This is a genomic window from Ideonella oryzae (assembly GCF_024055665.1).
GTDB lineage: Bacteria > Pseudomonadota > Gammaproteobacteria > Burkholderiales > Burkholderiaceae_C > Ideonella > Ideonella oryzae.
In genome coordinates, this window is sequence record NZ_JAMXMC010000007.1 from 281204 (window position 1) to 297614 (window position 16411).

General features: G+C 72.3%; 14 protein-coding genes. 8 read left to right on the plus strand and 6 right to left on the minus strand.

What is annotated here, in order from left to right; genetic code table 11:
* Positions 1–3: 3 nt before the first annotated feature.
* On the minus strand, positions 4–1209 hold the full coding sequence (locus M0L44_RS13970) for an aromatic ring-hydroxylating oxygenase subunit alpha (RefSeq protein WP_252770335.1): 1206 nt from the start codon (positions 1207–1209) through the stop codon (positions 4–6).
* A gap of 42 nt (positions 1210–1251) precedes the next feature.
* Positions 1252–2571, minus strand: a complete 1320-nt coding sequence (locus M0L44_RS13975) for an acetamidase/formamidase family protein (RefSeq protein WP_252770337.1) — start codon at positions 2569–2571, stop codon at positions 1252–1254.
* A gap of 166 nt (positions 2572–2737) precedes the next feature.
* On the opposite strand from M0L44_RS13975, the gene M0L44_RS13980 reads away from it, so the two are divergent.
* The 3 genes from M0L44_RS13980 to M0L44_RS13990 all read left to right on the plus strand — a co-directional run bounded on the left by M0L44_RS13980 (position 2738) and on the right by M0L44_RS13990 (position 5904).
* Positions 2738–4252, plus strand: coding sequence for a PAS domain S-box protein (locus M0L44_RS13980; RefSeq protein WP_252770338.1), 1515 nt, complete (start codon positions 2738–2740; stop codon positions 4250–4252).
* 19 nt (positions 4253–4271) lie between these two features.
* Positions 4272–4910 carry a response regulator transcription factor gene (locus M0L44_RS13985; protein WP_435526420.1) on the plus strand — a complete coding sequence of 213 codons (639 nt, stop codon included), beginning with the start codon at positions 4272–4274 and terminating at the stop codon, positions 4908–4910.
* Positions 4911–4989: 79 nt separating this feature from the next.
* Positions 4990–5904, plus strand: coding sequence for a restriction endonuclease (locus M0L44_RS13990; protein ID WP_252770342.1), 915 nt, complete (start codon positions 4990–4992; stop codon positions 5902–5904).
* A 12-nt stretch (positions 5905–5916) separates the two neighbouring features.
* Here M0L44_RS13990 and M0L44_RS13995 read toward each other — a convergent pair whose 3' ends face one another.
* On the minus strand, positions 5917–6960 hold the full coding sequence (locus tag M0L44_RS13995; protein WP_252770344.1) for an AraC family transcriptional regulator: 1044 nt from the start codon (positions 6958–6960) through the stop codon (positions 5917–5919).
* Between the two features lie 157 nt (positions 6961–7117).
* On the opposite strand from M0L44_RS13995, the gene M0L44_RS14000 reads away from it, so the two are divergent.
* The 3 genes from M0L44_RS14000 to M0L44_RS14010 are packed head-to-tail and all read left to right on the plus strand — an operon-like array spanning position 7118 to position 11801.
* On the plus strand, positions 7118–8539 hold the full coding sequence (locus tag M0L44_RS14000; protein ID WP_252770345.1) for a coniferyl aldehyde dehydrogenase: 1422 nt from the start codon (positions 7118–7120) through the stop codon (positions 8537–8539).
* Positions 8540–8547: 8 nt separating this feature from the next.
* Complete coding sequence (locus M0L44_RS14005; protein WP_252770348.1) at positions 8548–11052, plus strand: alpha/beta hydrolase fold domain-containing protein; 2505 nt, start codon at positions 8548–8550, stop codon at positions 11050–11052.
* The gene (locus M0L44_RS14010) at positions 11019–11801 is read left to right on the plus strand and encodes an SDR family oxidoreductase (protein WP_252770350.1); all 783 of its coding nucleotides are present in this window, start codon (positions 11019–11021) and stop codon (positions 11799–11801) included. The genes M0L44_RS14005 and M0L44_RS14010 overlap by 34 nt, the downstream gene beginning before the upstream one ends.
* Before the next feature lie 22 nt (positions 11802–11823).
* Here the strand turns inward: M0L44_RS14010 and otnI are convergent, their stop codons facing one another.
* Genes otnI through M0L44_RS14025 form a run of 3 tightly spaced genes read right to left on the minus strand, consistent with a single transcriptional unit; the run spans position 11824 to position 15159 of the window.
* Positions 11824–12624, minus strand: coding sequence for a 2-oxo-tetronate isomerase (gene otnI / locus M0L44_RS14015; protein WP_252770352.1), 801 nt, complete (start codon positions 12622–12624; stop codon positions 11824–11826).
* Positions 12625–12662: 38 nt separating this feature from the next.
* Entirely contained in the window at positions 12663–13655 is a 993-nt protein-coding gene (locus M0L44_RS14020; RefSeq protein ID WP_252770353.1) for an alpha/beta fold hydrolase, read from the minus strand.
* 13 nt (positions 13656–13668) lie between these two features.
* Positions 13669–15159: an amidase gene (locus tag M0L44_RS14025; protein WP_252770355.1), complete on the minus strand. Its 1491-nt coding sequence runs from the start codon at positions 15157–15159 to the stop codon at positions 13669–13671.
* Between the two features lie 129 nt (positions 15160–15288).
* Between M0L44_RS14025 and M0L44_RS14030 the strand changes: the two genes are divergently transcribed.
* Together M0L44_RS14030 and M0L44_RS14035 are read left to right on the plus strand one after the other, a co-directional pair.
* Entirely contained in the window at positions 15289–15774 is a 486-nt protein-coding gene (locus tag M0L44_RS14030) for a hypothetical protein (RefSeq protein WP_252770357.1), read from the plus strand.
* A gap of 28 nt (positions 15775–15802) precedes the next feature.
* Entirely contained in the window at positions 15803–16408 is a 606-nt protein-coding gene (locus M0L44_RS14035; RefSeq protein ID WP_252770358.1) for a rhomboid family intramembrane serine protease, read from the plus strand.
* The last annotated feature ends 3 nt before the right edge of the window (positions 16409–16411 follow it).

The following is a 16411-nucleotide window of genomic DNA, read 5'->3' on the forward strand; positions in this document are numbered from 1 at the left end:
TCCTCATTCGGCGTGCATGGCGGCTTCCAGCGCGTGGTAGCCGTGGCGGATCAGGACCTCGTCGTCCTGCAGGTGCATCACCGGCTTGGCGCCGGACTCCAGCGCGATCTGGGTGTCTTCCATCGTCGCGGTGTCCTCCAGCCAGGCGTTGCGCTGCAGGCACTGGGCGTGCTCCAGGGCCCAGCGCTGGCCATTGGTCTTGGGCGGGCGCACGTAGTACTTGCCTTCCCACAGGGTCTTGTTGTGCGACACCGGCCAGAACTGGTGGGTGAACCAGATGCCTTCGGAGACGTGCAGCAGCAGGTTGGGGAACATCACCGAGAGCTCGAAGGCGAAGTCCTCGCGGTGGTCCGGGTTGACGCCCGGCGGCAGCATCGACGCGCCGCGGCGCGCCACCAGCGAGCCGGTGGCCAGGGCATTGGCGATCTTGGCCACCGGGGTCGGGTCGTTCTGCAGCGACAGGCAGATGGCCGCGGTGCGGTGCGGGCCGAACAGCTCCACGTTCTGCAGGCCGGAGGTGAACACGTTGGGGAAGGAGCCCGCGTGGATGGTGGCCACGTGGTAGGCCTCGGCGAAGGCGTCGTGCGCCACCTTCCAGTTGCAGTCCAGGTAGGTGTGGTAGCTGAAGCAGTGCGACAGCTCGTGGTACGGGAAGCCGCTCAGGTGCTGGCCCAGGCCGCCCAGGAACTCGGCCAGCGGTTGCACCTGCGGCGCCGGGTCCAGGTTGACGAAGATGAAGCCTTCCCAGACATCGGTGTGCACCGAGGTCAGGGCGTTCTTGTCCTTCTCGAAGCAGGCGTGGAACTTCTGCTCCTCGGGCACCTGGACGATGGCCCCCTTGGCGTCGTAGACCCAGCCGTGGAAGCGGCAGGTCACCACCGCGGCCTTGTTCTTTCCGAAGGTCTCCTCGCCGGTCTCGACGATGACCTTGTTGCCGCGGTGCGAGCAGGTGTTGTGGAAGCCACGGACCTGGCCGTCCTTGCCGCGGATCAAGATCACCGAGGTCTTGGCGAAGTCCAGCTTCTTGACCTTGTAGTCGCCGGCGTTGGGAATCTCCTCGACGCGGCCGACCTTCAGCCAGGTCTTGAGGAAGACCTTCTGCCGTTCCTGCTCGAAGAACTCGGGCGAGACACAGGGGTCGATGGGGATGGGGCCGGTGCCCAGCTCGGGGTACTTGGCGGCCCAGCGCAGTTCAGCGGGTGCGTTCATGGCGGTGCTCCGTGAGAGGGAATGAATCGGGAATGGAAAGGCTCAGTCGCTGAGCCCGTACTGCTCTCGCACCAGCGCGCCCAGGCCCAGGCGGTCCAGGATGTCCATCGGGCACAGGAAGGTGACGCGCACCACACCGGGCAGGCGGCTGATCTCGATGGAGCCTGTGATCGTGGCGCGGTTGAGGATCTCGTCGGGCGACAGGCCGGTCACCTTGGCGGCGCGGTCCACGCCGTTGTGGGTGGCGTCATTGAGCGTGCGGCCGGAGCCGATGAAGGTGATCGGGCCGTTGCGCTCGATCGTCTTCTGGCCGTAGCGTCGGGCCAGGCGCTCCACCGCGGCACGCTGCTCGGGGCTCATCGGCCGGGCCATCGGGGGCAGGTCGTCGGGACGCTGCAGCAGGATGGGGCCGTCCAGCGTCAGGCCCTTGATGACCTGCACGTCCAGTTCGGTGAAGCCGGCCACGTCGGTGGCATGGCCCGCCACCTCGCCGTTGCCCTGCTGGGCGTGCATGTCGCCCAGGTAGACGCCGGCCCCAGGCACCTTGACGGGGCAGATCAGGATGGCGCCGGCCCGCACCGAGTTGGTGTCCATGTGGCCGTCGGTCTTGTGCTGGTCCAGCGCTTCCTGGCTCATCGCGTACTGGTGCGGTGCATCGACCAGGAAGGCGCCGAAGTCCCCGGCGTTGTGCGAATCGGGCAGGTCGCGCGAGGGCGTGGTGCCGATGTTGCCGAGGAAAGGCTGCATGTGCGCGGCCAGGCCGGCGATGTCCGAGCGCGCCAGCGACAGGATGGAGTGCTGCTCGGCCGCCTCGGGCAGGCGGGCGTATTCCAGGGCCTTGGCCGCCAGCTGGTCGGCCACCTCCTGTCCCACGGTCAGCGACACGCCGCTGTCCTGGTCCAGCACGATCACATAGCCGTTGGTGAAGCGGAAGGCATTGACCTCGGCGCCGCAGACGTCGCAGTGCACCGCGTTGTCGCCGATGCCTTCGATGTGGCTGGGCGGGCTGACGGTGCCGCAGTTCGGGCAGAGCTTGGCGACGAAGGGGTCGCCCAGGTAGCGGCCATCGACGAAGGACATCACGCCCGAGGAGGTGGCCAGCGAGGTGACGACCATGTGGCGCAGCTTGAGCGCCACCGCATCGCCGACCTCGGCCCCGGCCACGGCCACCGGCTGCGAGACCTCGTGGCCGCCCTGGAACTTGGGGGTGATCATCGGGCCCCAGCAGCCCGGCGGGGTGCCCACGCGCAGGGTGCCGCCATCGGCGACGGGGCCCAACATGGCGTTGCTCGGGCCGACGATACCGCAGGTGTAGGTCTTGACCTCCACGACGGGCTGGGGGGTGGAATCACGGTTGCTCATGGGGCGTCCTTGCAGCAAAACTGGGTGAGCGCTTCGGCCCGTGGCATCGGCCCGAAACATGCTTGCAAGGTTAGGAACCGGATGGCGTGGCGCAAATCCGGCAACGCATCTAAGCCAGTAGGTGCTTGTTCTTACCGGCCCGCGACACCGCCCCCAGGAGGACGCAATGCAGTTGGCGACCAACTACAAGGACGTGTTCGATCACGCGAACGACGCGATCTTCATCCACGACGAGCGCACCGGCGCCATCCTGGATGCCAACCGCATGGCCGCGCGGATGACCGGCGTGCCCGTGCCGGTGCTCACCCGCATGGGCGTGGGCGACATCAGCTCGCGCCCGCATGGCTGCGATGGCCTGGGGGCCCTGCGGCACATCCACCGCGCGGTGGACGAGGGGCCGCAGCTCTTCGAGTGGTGGGTGCGCCGGCCCGATGGCAGCGAGGTGCCCACCGAGGTGAACCTCAAGCGCATCGTCACCGGTGGCCAGCCCAAGGTGATCGCGCTGGTGCGCGAGATCACCGACCGCAAGGCCACCGAGGAGCGGCTGATCACCCGCGAGGCCTACTACCGCCAGCTGATCGGCAACATCAGCGACGGCATCGCCATCCTCGACCGGCACGGCAAGGTGGTCTGGGTCGGCCCCTCGATCCGCAAGGTGCTGGGCTTTCGCGAACGCGAGGTGCGTGGCAAGACGGTGTTCGGCCGCGTGGCGTCAGGTGAAGCCCAGCAACTGGGCGATTTGCTTCGGCAGGTGGCCCTGCAGCCCGGCAGCGAGCAGCGCTTTGCCTGCCGCATCCAGCACCGCGACGGCGGCTGGCGCTGGCTGGAAGGCAGCTGCGTCAACCTGCTGGAGGACCGCCATGTCGACGGTCTGCTGGTGACCTTCCGCGACGTCAGCGCCCGCCTGGAGGCCGAGGACCGGGTGCGCCAGCGCGACCTGGAGCTCAGCCACATGGCCCGACTGTCCACCACCGGCGAGATGGCCTCGGCCCTGGCGCACGAACTGAACCAGCCCTTCTTCGCCATCATGAACTTCGTCGGCGGCGCCATTCGCCGCGCCCAGGCCGGCAGCCTGGGCCTGCCGGAGCTGATGGAGGTGCTGGAGCACACCCGCGTGCAGGCCGAGCGGGCCGGTCGCATCATCCGCACGGTGCGCAACTTCACCCGCAAGAGCGCCTACCACCGCGAGACGGTGGACATCCGCACCATCGTCGAGGAGATCGCGCCCTTCATCGAGATCGAGGCCCGGGCCCGCGGCGTGGCCACCCGCTACCGGCTGCTGCGCGAACCCGCGCTGGTGGACTGCGACTGGGTGCTGATCGAACAGGTCATCTCCAACATCGCCCGCAACGGCATCGAGGCCATGGAGCACACGCCCGAAGGCCAGCGCCAGCTGACCCTGGCCACCCACCTGACCGCCGCCGGCACGGTGAGCCTGTCCATCGAGGACTGTGGCCACGGCCTGCCGCGCTGCAACCCGGACAAGATCTTCGACGCCTTCTTCACGACCAAGAAGGAAGGCCTGGGCATCGGCCTGTCGCTGTGCCGCTCCATCATCGATTCCCACGGCGGCAGCCTGTGGGTCACACAAAGCGCCTCGGGCGGCGCCAAGTTTCACTTCACCCTGCCGCTGGCCACCCCGGCCGCGCCTGTCGACCATGCACCCCAGCTCTTCCACTAAGCCACCGTCTCACACCCCCGTGGTCTTCGTCGTCGACGACGACGATGCCGTGCGCACCTCGCTGCGCTGGCTGCTCGAATCCGTCGGCCACCCGGTGGAGGTCTTCCGCAACGGACGCGAGTTCCTGGACAGCCACGACCCCGAGCAGCCCGGCTGCCTGCTGCTGGACATCCGCATGCCGCAGATGGGCGGCTTCGAGCTGCAGGAGGTGCTGCGCGCCACCAGCCCCGAGCTGCCCATCCTGTTCCTGAGCGGGCACGGCTCCATCCCGATGTCGGTGCGTGCCATGCGCTCGGGCGCCTTCGACTTCATCGAGAAGCCCTTTTCCGACCAGGCCCTGCTGGACCGCGTGCAGGACGCCATCAACCTGGCCGCCGAGCTGCACCGCCAGCAACGGCACGCGCGGCTGATGAAGCGCCAGCTGGCCACGCTCTCCCCGCGCGAGCGCGAGGTGCTGGACCTGCTGATCGAGGGCCTGTCCAGCCGCGAGATCGGCGAGGAACTGGGCATCAGCAAGAAGACCGTCGAGGTCCACCGCTGTCGCATCCGCGAGAAGCTCGGCATCGACAGCGTGGCGGAGCTGGTGCGGATGATGATCCACATCGACCCGCAGGCCGCCGTGCCGGCCGGTGGCGGCGGGCCGGGGCATCGGCTCTGAGCGAAGGCCTTCGGCAGTATTCACCTCGGGAAGAGACTCGTCCCGCCCTAGGATCGTCTCCGTTGGGAGAGAACGATCCATGGCACGTCGAAAGAAGAGCAGTCCCCTCGAGGATCTGATGGCGTTGGTGGCCTTGCTGCCCTGGTGGGGCGGCGTCACCCTGGCGCTGGTGGCCTATCTGGGCCTGCACCAGGTGGCCCGGCAGCCCGTGCCGGTGCCCACCGATCCGGCCCAGATGGGTGCCCTGCTGCAGCACAGCCTGTGGCGCGCCCTGGCCAACGCGGGCCAGTACGTGGTGCCGATCATCTGCCTGGTGGGCGCGGGGGCCTCGGCGCTGCGCCGCCGCCAGCGGCGGGCGCTGGTGGAGAACGTCAGCGCCAACCCCACGGCCGACACGCTGGACGGCATGGACTGGCAGACCTTCGAACTGCTGGTGGGCGAGATCTTCCGCCGGCAGGGCTTCCAGGTCGTGGAAACCGGCGGCGGCGGGCCCGATGGCGGGGTGGACCTGGTGCTGCGCCGTGAGGGCGAAACCCATCTGGTGCAGTGCAAGCAGTGGCGCGCCTACCGGGTGGGCGTGAACGTGGTGCGCGAGCTCTACGGCGTGATGGCCGCCCGCGGCGCGGCCAGCGGCTATGTGGTGACCTCCGGCCGCTTCACCGACGAAGCCCGCGCCTTTGCCGAAGGGCGGCACATCCGCCTGCTGGACGGGCCACGGCTGCTGGGCCTCATCCGGCAGGTGCGGCCGGCTGCCGCCCCTGCGGCCACCGCGCCCGTGACGCCCCCGGCAGCGCCACCCCGGCCCGCCCGGCCGGTGGCGCAGGCCGCGGCACCCGCGGCCCCAACTTCCGCCGCATCCACCGCCCCCCCGGCCTGCCCCGCCTGTGGGCAGACCATGGTGCGCCGCGTGGCCAAGCGGGGCGCGAACGCCGGTCAGGCCTTCTGGGGTTGCACCGGCTATCCCGGCTGCCGCGGCACGCTCCCGCTGCGCTGAGGCCCTGAGCCCTCAGGCGTCGCCGCGCTGCCGGTACGCCCGGGGCGACACGCCCTCCCAGCGCTTGAAGGCCTGGGAGAAGCTGGAGAGGTCGGCAAAGCCCAGGCGCTCGGCCACCTCGCCCAGGCTCAGCCGGCCATCGGCCAACAGGGCCAGGGCCTGGCTGCGGCGGGCTTCGGCCTGCAGGGCGCGCAAGGAGGTGCCTTCGGCCTGCAGGCGGCGCTTGAGGGTGCGCTCGCTCAGGTGCAGGGCCCGGGCCAGCAGGCCCAGTTCGCTCTGCGCCGGCGCGGCCCCGCGGGCGGCCAGCTGCTGGCGCACCTGCTGGGCCGTGGCCAGGCGGGCGCGGCGCTGTTCCAGCATCTGGGCACAGAGCTGCTCGCACTGCGCCAGCGTCAGCGCGTTGGCCTGGGGCAGGGGACGCGCCAGCAGGCGGCGGTCGAAGGCCAGGCTGGTGTCGGGCGCGCCCCATTGCGGCACCGCGCCGGCCACCGGCCGGTCCAGCACCGGGGCGGGGCGGCCGCGGGTGGCCGGGCGCGGGGCCTGCAGGCGCAGCCAGGCCAGATCCACATTGGCGCCGGCCACCTCCTGCAGCAGCACCGCCGCCCCCACCAGGTCGCGCTCGACCACAAAGCGCTGCAGGCCGGCCGAGGCCAGGTCCGGTGCGCCGAAGCTCAGCACGCCCAGCGGACCCTCCTCGCGGTAGCGGATGGCGGTGAAGGCATGGCTGAGCGGCAGGAAGCGCAGCGCCAGCGCCAGCGCGTCGCCGGCCGTGGCGCTGGTGATCAGGGCGTAGCCCCACAGCCCGTAGTGCGAGAAGTGATAGCGGGCCCCCACCTCCAGCCCCAGGCCGGGCGGATGCCCGAGGGCCTTCAGCAGCTGGGTGGCCACGCTCAGCTCCTGGCCGCCCGACAGCAGGGTGTTGGGGTCGCCCAGCTGGGCCTCGGTGAGCCGGGTGCCGGCCAGCAGGTCGACCGGCGCCAGGCCGTGCTCGCGGCCCACCTGCAGCAGCAGGGCCACGCTGACGGGGCTGCGGTGGAAATCCCAGAAGTTGTTCATCGCGCGGGCCTCCTCACTTTCCCTGAGAGGCCATCAATTGGCCTGAATCATAAAGTGATCGGCCTCTTGGGCCCTGGGTGAAGACCCCTGTGGACCGCATCATCGCGGCCAGAAAAGCGAACGTGCGTTCGCCCGCCACACCGACCGGAGACCCGCCGTGCAACAGACCCCGCCCTCCCCCCTGGTGGACCGTTTCGAGGCCCAGCGCCAGGCCTTTGGCCGCCAGCCCTTTCCGACCCTGGCCGAGCGGCGCGACCGGCTGCAGCGCCTGGCCGCGCTGCTGGACCGCCACGAGGCGGCCCTGGTGCAGGCCATCAGCGCCGACTTCAGCGGCCGCAGCCCGCACGAGACCCGGCTGGCCGAGGCCTTCGTGGTGCGCGCCGGCCTGCGCCATGCGTTGCGCCATCTGAAGGGCTGGATGCGCGAGCGGCGCGTGCCCACCCAGCTGCACTTCCTGCCCGGGCGCAACCGGCTGCTGCCCCAGCCCCTGGGCGTGGTGGGCGTGGTGGCGCCCTGGAACTACCCGCTGCAGCTCTCGCTGGGCCCGGCGCTGGCGGCCCTGGCCGCGGGCAACCGCGTGCTGATCAAGCCTTCGGAGCTGACCCCGGCCTTCTCGGCCCTGCTGGAGCGCGCGGTGGCCGAGGCCTTCGCCCCCGACGAGATGAGCGTGGTGACCGGCGACGCCAGCGTGGGCCAGGCCTTCAGCCACCTGCCCTTCGACCACCTCTTCTTCACCGGCTCGACCCCGGTGGGCCGGCTGGTGGCCCAGGCCGCCGCAGCCAACCTGACGCCGGTGACGCTGGAGCTGGGCGGCAAGTCGCCGGCCATCGTCGACAGTTCCGCCGACCTGGACGAGGCGGCCCAGCGCATCGCCTACGGCAAGCTGCTCAACGCCGGCCAGACCTGCGTGGCGCCCGACTACGTGCTGGTGCCCACCGGCCAGGGCGAGGCCCTGGCGCGGCGCATCGCCCGTGCGGCCGAGCGCATGTACCCGACGCTGCGCAACAACCCCGACTACACCGCCATCGTCAGCCCGCGCCACCACGCCCGGCTGCAGGACATGGTGGCCGAGGCCGCGGGCCTGGGCGCCACCATCGTGCAGGTCAACCCGGCCAACGAATCGCTGGCCCAGGGCACGCGCAAGATCGCGCCGACCCTGGTGCTGAACCCCTCGCCGGCGGCCCGCCTGATGCGCGAGGAGATCTTCGGCCCGGTGCTGCCCATCCTGGAGGTGCCCTCGCTGGACGCGGCCATCGCCCACGTCCAGCAGGGGGATCGGCCGCTGGCCCTGTACTGGTTCGGCCGCGACACGGCCCACCGCGACCGGGTGCTGCGCGAGACGATCTCCGGCGGCGTCACCGTCAACGACTGCCTGTGGCACCTGGGCCAGGAGCACCAGCCCTTCGGCGGTGTGGGCGCCAGCGGCATGGGGGCCTACCACGGCGAGTGGGGCTTCAACACCTTCAGCAAGTTGAAGCCGGTGTTCCACCAGTCGCGCTGGGCCGGCACCGCGCTGTTCCGCCCGCCCTACGGCGCCACCTTCGAGCGCCTGCTGGGCCTGCTGCAGCGCCTGGGTTGAGGCCCACGATGGACCACACGAACCCCGAGATGCTGGACGCCCTGATCATCGGCAGCGGCTTTGCCGGGCTGGGCATGGCCGTGGCGCTGCGCCAGGCCGGCGAGACCCGCTTCCTGATCCTGGAGAAGGGCGGCGACGTGGGCGGCGTCTGGCGCGACAACGCCTACCCCGGCGCCGCCTGCGACGTGCCCTCGCACCTCTACTCCTTCTCCTTCGAGCCCAAGCCCGACTGGACGCGCAGCTTCGCCACCCAGCCCGAGATCCTGGACTACCTGCGCCACTGCGCGGACAAATACGACCTGCGCCGCCACCTGCGCCTGCACACCGAGGTGCGCGAGGCCGCCTGGGACGAAGCCGGCCAGCACTGGACGGTGACGCTGGCCAGTGGTGAGACGCTGCAGGCCCGCCAGCTGATCACCGCCGTGGGCCAGCTCAGCCGGCCGGCCCTGCCCGACATCCCCGGCCTGGCGGACTTCACCGGCCCGCGCTTCCACTCGGCGCAGTGGGACCATGGCGTGGCGCTGGAAGGCCAGCGCGTGGCGGTGATCGGCACCGGCGCCTCGGCCATCCAGTTCGTGCCGGCCATCGCGCCGCGGGTGGCCCAGCTCAGCGTGTTCCAGCGCTCGGCCGCCTATGTGCTGCCGCGGCCGGACCGGCCCTACAGCGCGGCCGAGCAGAGCGCGATGCGGCGCCAGCCCTGGCGCATGCGGCTGCGCCGCCTGGGCATCTACCTACACTACGAATCCCAGGCCCTGGCCTTCACCCGCTTCAAGGGCCTGATGCGCTGGGCCGTGGGCGTGCCCTTCCAGCGCCTGCTCAAGCGCCAGGTGCCGGACGCCGCGCTGCGCCAGCGCCTGACGCCCGACTACCCGATCGGCTGCAAACGCATCCTGCTGTCCTCCACCTACCTGGCCACCATGGCCCGGCCCAACGTGGCGCTGGTGACCGAGGGCATCCGCCGCATCACGCCCACGGGGGTGGAGACGGTGGACGGGCGGCTGCACCCGGCCGACGTGCTGGTCTATGGCACCGGCTTCGCGGCCACCGAGTTCCTGGCGCCCATGCGCATCACCGGCCGCGACGGCCGCACGCTGGACGAGGCCTGGCGCGAGGGCGCCGCCGCCTACCTGGGCCTGACGGTGCCGGGCTTTCCCAACCTGTTCACGCTCTACGGGCCCAACACCAACCTCGGCCACAACTCCATCGTCTACATGCTGGAGAGCCAGATCGCCCATGTGATGCGCTGCCGGCGGGCGATGCAGCAGGCCGCCGCCACTGCGCTGGAGGTGGACCCCGGCCGCTTCGGCCGCTTCAACCGCTGGGTGCAGCGCCGGCTGACGGCCACGGTGTGGAACGGCTGCCGCAGCTGGTACATCGACGCCCGCGGCCACAACCCCACCAACTGGCCCGGCTTCACGCTGAGCTTCCGGGCCTGGACGCGCTGGTCCTCGCTGTCGGCCTACCGCCTGAGCCGGCCGCTGGCGGAAGCTCCGATGCTGCCCGGCGCCGTGGAGCTGCGCGAGCCCGCCAGCCGCACCGAGGCGCTGGTGGCCGCCGGCCTGCGCAGCCTGCTGCGCCACAGCTTTCGCCTGCTGGTGGGCCCGCCGCTGAACGCGCCGCTGCAGCGCGCGGTGGCGCGGGCACTGACGCTCACCATGTTCGCCGGCGGCGGCGTGCAGCGGCGTCAGGAACGCGTGGGCGCGGTGCCGGTGGAAGTCCTCAGCCCGCCCGGCCTCAGCGAGGCCGCCGACGGCGCCATCCTCTACCTGCACGGCGGCGCCTTCTGCCTGGGCGGCCCGGCCACCCACCGCAGCCTGAGCAGCCGCCTGGCCCCGGCCGCGCAGTGCCCCGTCTGGATGGTGGACTACCGGCTGGCGCCCGAGCACCCCTACCCCGCCGGGCTGGACGACGCGCTGGCGGTGTGGCGGGCGCTGCGGGCGCGCGGCCTGCCGGCCGGGCGCATCGTCATCGCGGGCGATTCGGCCGGCGGTGCGCTGGCCCTGGCGCTGGCCCTGCGGCTCAAGGCCCTGGGTGAGGCCCCGGCGGCCGGGCTGCTGCTGCTCTCGCCGGTGACGGACCTGCGCCCCGAGGGCGGCCCCACCGACCCCGCGCAGCGCGACCCCATGCTGCGCCCGGGCTGGCTCACCCAGGCCCTGCGCTGGTACGCCGCGCCGGCCGACGCGCCGGAGCACCAGCCGCTGAGCCAGGACCTGGCCGGCCTGCCGCCGCTGTTCATCCAGGTGGGCGAGGAGGAGATCCTGCGTGGCCACGCGCTGGCCCTGGCCCGCCACGCCCGCGCCTGCGGCCTGCCGGTGCAGCTGGAGGTGCACGCCCGGCGCTGGCATGTGTTCCAGCTGCAGGCGGGCTACCTGGCCTCGGCCGCCGCCGCGGTGCAGGCCCTGGGCCAGGCCAGCCAGCGCTTCATGGCCCAGGCCGCCCCGGCCAGCGCCGCCACGATTCCCGACGAAAGCTCCGCCCCATGGCCCACGACACCCCAAGCCGCTGCGTCCTGATCACCGGCGCGGCCACCGGCATCGGCCGGGCCACCGCCCGCCGCTTCGCGCTGGAGGGCTGGCAGGTGGTGGCCGGCGACATCGACGCCACCGGCCTGGCCGACCTGGTGCGTGGCCTGGGCGAGGCGCGCTGCCTGGGCCTGGCCCTGGACGTGACCGACCCGGCCCAGTGGACGGCGGTCCTGGCCACCGTGCGCCAGCGCTTCGGCCGGCTGGACCTGCTGGTCAACAACGCCGGCATCCTGATCTCCGGGCCCTTCGCCGAGTCGCCGCTGGAAAGGCACCACGCGGTGATCGATGTGAACGTGAAGGGCCTGCTCAACGGCTGCTGGCTGGCCCACCCGCTGCTGGCGGCCACGCCGGGCGCGCAGGTCATCAACCTGTGCTCCACCGCGGCCCTCTACGGTCAGGCCTCGCTGGCCACCTACTCGGCCAGCAAGTTCGCGGTGCGCGGGCTGACCGAGGCGCTGAACATCGAGTGGGAACCCGACGGCATCCGCGTGCAGGACCTGATGCCGCTGTTCGTGCAGACGGCCATGGTGCAGGACATGGACGCCCAGAGCATCCGCCGCCTGGGCGTGCGGCTGACGGCCGAGGACGTGGCCGAGCAGGTCTGGCGCACCGCCCGGGCCCGCGGCCACAGCCGGGTGCACTGGCCGGTGGGCGGCATGGCGCGCTGGCTGTTCCGGCTGTCGGGCGGCGGGCCGCAGTGGCTGGAACGCTGGATCGCCCGGCGCATCGCGGCCTGAGCCGCGACGCCGACCCGGGTCTTCAGCCCAGCCAGGGCTGGAGCCAGCCCAGGCCGTCGGAGGTGGCGTGCGGCGCGCTGCCACGGGCCGGGCGGTACTCGCAGCCGATCCAGCCGTCCCAGCCCAGTTCGTCGATGAGGCGGAACAAGTAGGGGTGGTGGATCTCGCCGATATCGGGCTCGTGGCGCTCGGGCACGCCGGCGATCTGGAAGTGGCCGACGCGGCCGGTGGGCAGGTACTGGCGGATCTTCATCGCCAGGTCGCCCTCGACGATCTGGCAGTGGTAGAGGTCCATCTGCACCTTGACGTTGGGCGCGCCGATCTCGGCCACCAGGGCATGGGCCTGGTCCTGGCGGTTCAGGAAGAAGCCGGGCATGTCGCGCTCGTTGATCGGCTCGATCAGCACGTCCACCCCGGCCTCGGCGGCCCGCGCGGCCGCCACCTTCAGGTTGGCCACGTAGGTGGCGCGCACGCTGTCACGGGTCTCGCCCGCGGGCACCAGGCCGGCCATCACGTGGATGCGCGGGCAGGCCAGCACGCGGGCGTAGCCCAGCGCCTGCTCGAAGCCGGCGCGGAACTCGGCCTCGCGCCCGGGCCGGCAGGCCAGGCCACGCTCACCGGCATCCCAGTCGCCCGGAGGCGCGTTGAACAGCACCTGCTGCAGGCCGTGAGCCTTCAGCAGGCCGGCCAGCTGCTCGGCCGGCCAGGCGTAGGGGAAGAGGTACTCGACCCCCTGGAAGCCATCGGCGGCGGCGGCGGCAAAGCGATCCAGGAAGTCCACGTCGTTGTAGAGCAGGGACAGGTTGGCGGCGAAACGGGGCATGGCGACAGCGTGCGGAAGGACCGCCAAGCGTAGCGGGTTCAGGCCAGGCGCGGCGCCTCACGCAGCAGGGTGGCCAGGGCGTCGGCGCAGAAGCGGGCGTCCATCAGGCTGGCGTGGCCGCTGGTGCCGGCACTGGGCGGCACCAGCAGATGGCGGGCGTGGGGGATGCGGGCGATGGCCGGGGCCATCAGGTCCAGGGCCGGCGGGTTGCGCTCGTCGTCGGCGCTGGTGATGGCCAGTACCCGGGCGCGGATGTGGGGCAGGCCGGGCGTGGGGTCGTAGTCGCGCGCGGCCTCCCACTGCCAGAGGTGGTCGTTGGCATCGCCCGTGAAGGGCGCGGCCAGGCGGCGGTGCAGCAGCGCGTCGGCCGCGGCCACGTCAGGCGCCTGGGCCCGCAGGGCCGGCTCGCCGCCATTGCTGGCCAGCGCGAAGAAGGTGGAGGCCCAGGCCAGCGCGGGCGGCTGGGTGGTGTAGCGCCCGCCCTGCCAGGCCGGGTCGCGGCGGATGCTCTCGCACAGCATGCGACGCAACAGCCAGTTGCGCCCGCCCATGGGCACGGGGGAGGCGGCCATGGGCACAGCGATGTCCATCCAATCCGGGTGCTGGCCGGCCAGCAGCCAGGTGTGCATGCCGCCCATCGAGTAGCCGATGACCGCGCGCAGGTGCCGGATGCCGAGTGCCTCGGTCAGCAGGCGGTGCAGCACGGCCACCATGTCGCCATAGGTGTAGGCCGGGAAGGCCGGGCCCAGGCCGTCGCTGGGCTTGGCCGACCGGCCGCTGCCCAGCGCGTCGGGCAGGATCAAGTGGTGGCGCGCAGCGTCCAGCGGCTGGCCGGGGCCGAACATCCGCCCGGCCCAGGCCGGCGTGAGCCAGCTGGCCGCCGAGCCCTGGCTGCCGTGCAGCAACAGCACCGGCTCGCCGTCCGGCGCGCCCAGCGTGGTGCAGGCCAGCGCCAGCGCGGGCAGCAGCGTGCCGTCGTGCAGGCGCACGTCGCGCAGGGTGTGCCGCTCGGTCCGTGGGGCCAGGGTCATCGCAGCTCCGGGCTCACAGCAGCGGGCGGCGCCCGGCCCAGGGCCGTGCCTGCTCCAACTGGCCGGCCAGCTGCAGCAGCCGGTCCTCGCGGCCGAAGGGGGCGACGAACTGCACGCCCAGCGGCAAGCCCTCGGGCGTCCAGTACAGCGGCAGGCTGATGGCCGGCACGCCGGTCAGGTTGGCCAGCTGGGTGAAGGGCACGGCCTGCAGGTTGTCGCGGGCGATCTGGTTGACCATGCCGTCGAGCCAGCCTCGGCGGGCCAGCGCGCCCAGCAGGCCGCTGCGGTTCAGGCCGTCCAGCAGGGTCTGTTGCCAGGCCGGCGGGTCGCCCTGGCCGTGGCGGATCGGCGGCTCGGCCAGCGTGGGGGTGAGCAGCAGGTCGTGGCGGGCGTGGAAGTCGGCCAGCGCGCGGCCGAAGCCGTTCCACTGCCAGAGCTCCTGGGTGAGCTGGCCGGCCGAGACGGCGCGGCCCAGGGTCTCCAGCACCCGGGTCAGGGGCTCGAAGTCGCCGTCGCGGGCACCGGCGGCGCGGGCCCGCGCCACCAGGGCCGGCACCTGGCCGAAGTACAGGTGCAGGTAGCTGCGGGCCAGCGCGTCGCCGTCGATGGCCGGTTCGGCCTCGACCAGCTCGTGGCCCAGCGAGGCGAGCAAGGCCACCGCGTCGTGCACCGCGGCCACCGCCTCGGGGTGGACCGGCGTGCCGATGGGCGAGCGGGTGGTCCAGCCGATGCGCAGCCGGCCGGGCGGGCGCTGCCAGGCCTGGGCGTAGGGCTCGGCCGGCGGGGCGATGACGAAAGGGTCGCCCGGCTCGGGGCCCTGCAGCGCGTCCAGCGCGCGGGCGGTGTCGCGCACGCTGCGGCTGAGCACGCCTTCGGTGGAGGCGCCGTACCAAACCTCGCCAATGCCCGGGCCCACCGAGACCCGGCCGCGCGAGGGCCGCAGGCCCACCAGGCCGCAGCAGGCCGCCGGGATGCGGATGGAGCCGCCGCCGTCGTTGCCGGCGGCCATGGGCACGATGCCGGCGGCCACCGCCGCGGCCGCGCCGCCGCTGGAGCCTCCGGGCGTGCGGCCCAGGTCCCAGGGGTTGCAGGCCCGGCCGTGCAGCGCGGAGTCGCTGACCGCCTTGAGCGCCAGCTCGGGCAGGTTGGTCTTGCCGAAGACCACCAGACCCATGCGCAGGTAGCGCCGCACCACATAGGCATGCTCGGTCGGCACCAGGCGCAGCATGCCGCGGCAGCCGTAGCTGGTGGGCAGGCCGGCCCAGTCGTGCACGCCGTCCTTGAGCAGGAAGGGCACGCCACGGAAGGGTCCTTCGGGCAGGCCGTCGGCGATCAGGCCACGGGCCTCGCCTTCCATCAGCCGGCTCAAGGCATTGAGGCGGCCGTGCACCGCCTGCTGGCGGGCCAAGGCCAGGTCCAGCAGCTCGGCCGGGGCGAGCTCGCCGCGGGCCACGCGCTCGGCCAGCGCAGTCGCGTCGTGTTGCAGGTACTCGTCGACATTCATCGGGCCAGGATAGCGGCGAACTTGAGCCGGACGCAGCGCGGCTTTCCCGGCTTATTCCCGGGATTGCGACGGGCCCCGGCGCCTACGATTCCGTCCAGAACCTGTCCCAACCCTTGCTGTACCCCCGCCATGTTCGACTTCCCCCCTCTGCAGGACCACCGCGGCGACCGCCGCCACCGTTTCATGGAGTCATCGGACATCAACGCGGCCTTCGACCTGCTGTACCGCGGCATGCGCCGCCAAGTGCAGCGCGGGCTGCATGTGCGAGGGCAGCTCTTCGCGCTGGAGGCCGACAGCCAGATCCCCGGCCAGGTGATTGGCAGCGTGCGCCTGCTGCCCGGCGACCTGGACAACGGCAGTGCCGAGGACTGGGCCGACGCCACCCAGCGGCCCCGGCTGTTCGAGCAGCTGCTCGACAGCGCGCAGCCGGCCGCCCTGTACGCCTACGCGGTGGAGCAGCCCAGCCCGCACGACGTGCCGGTGGTGTGGGTGGAGCTGGCCGAGGCCGATGGCTGCCATGTGGCCAGCTTCCCGCTGTGCGCTGGCCGCGGCTGGGCCGAGCGCGACCTGCTGGAGGTCCCGCACCAGCGCCTGCTGCCGGTGACACAGGATTGACCCTCCCGGCCGGCTACCATCGCCGGCCATGTCCTCTGTTCTCGCCGCTCCCGCCGCCAGCCTGTTGCTGGCCGCCATGGCCGCCATCAGCCTGTGGGCCTTCTACCGCGCCCCGCAATGGCTGGACCGTGGCGTGCTGCGCCCCTACTGGCTGCTGCGCCGCCGACAGTGGGGCACCGTGCTCAGCCATGCCTTCCTGCATGCGGACCTGACCCACCTGATCTTCAACGGCTTCAGCTTCTGGGCTTTCGCCCCTGGGCTGGAGCGGGCCCTGGGCACGCCGCTGTTCCTGCTGCTGTATGCGGTAGGCCTGCTGGCCAGCACGCTGGGCACCTGGCTGAAGCAGCGCCACAACCCGGCCTACCAGTGCCTGGGTGCCTCCGGCGCGGTGATGGCGGTGGTGTTCGCGGCCATCGCACTGTTCCCCGGCGCCAAGCTCTTCATCCTGCCGATCCCGGTGCCCATCCCGGCGCCGATCTTCGGCCTGGGCTACCTGGCCTACACCCTGTGGGCGGGCCAGCAGCAACGCGGCCGCACCAACCACGAGGCGCACCTGTGGGGCGCGGTGTCGGGCCTGCTGTTCGCGCTGGTGGTGGCCCCGGGCTGGGTGGCGCGGGCCTGGCTCGGCGGCTGAGCC

Coding starts and splice junctions, on each gene's coding strand:
- M0L44_RS13970 (WP_252770335.1), bottom strand. CDS start 1,209: ATGAACGCACCCGCTGAACTGCGCTGGGCCGCCAAGTACCCCGAGCTG.
- M0L44_RS13975 (WP_252770337.1), bottom strand. CDS start 2,571: ATGAGCAACCGTGATTCCACCCCCCAGCCCGTCGTGGAGGTCAAGACC.
- M0L44_RS13980 (WP_252770338.1), top strand. CDS start 2,738: ATGCAGTTGGCGACCAACTACAAGGACGTGTTCGATCACGCGAACGAC.
- M0L44_RS13990 (WP_252770342.1), top strand. CDS start 4,990: ATGGCACGTCGAAAGAAGAGCAGTCCCCTCGAGGATCTGATGGCGTTG.
- M0L44_RS13995 (WP_252770344.1), bottom strand. CDS start 6,960: ATGAACAACTTCTGGGATTTCCACCGCAGCCCCGTCAGCGTGGCCCTG.
- M0L44_RS14005 (WP_252770348.1), top strand. CDS start 8,548: ATGGACCACACGAACCCCGAGATGCTGGACGCCCTGATCATCGGCAGC.
- M0L44_RS14010 (WP_252770350.1), top strand. CDS start 11,019: ATGGCCCACGACACCCCAAGCCGCTGCGTCCTGATCACCGGCGCGGCC.
- otnI (WP_252770352.1), bottom strand. CDS start 12,624: ATGCCCCGTTTCGCCGCCAACCTGTCCCTGCTCTACAACGACGTGGAC.
- M0L44_RS14020 (WP_252770353.1), bottom strand. CDS start 13,655: ATGACCCTGGCCCCACGGACCGAGCGGCACACCCTGCGCGACGTGCGC.
- M0L44_RS14025 (WP_252770355.1), bottom strand. CDS start 15,159: ATGAATGTCGACGAGTACCTGCAACACGACGCGACTGCGCTGGCCGAG.
- M0L44_RS14030 (WP_252770357.1), top strand. CDS start 15,289: ATGTTCGACTTCCCCCCTCTGCAGGACCACCGCGGCGACCGCCGCCAC.
- M0L44_RS14035 (WP_252770358.1), top strand. CDS start 15,803: ATGTCCTCTGTTCTCGCCGCTCCCGCCGCCAGCCTGTTGCTGGCCGCC.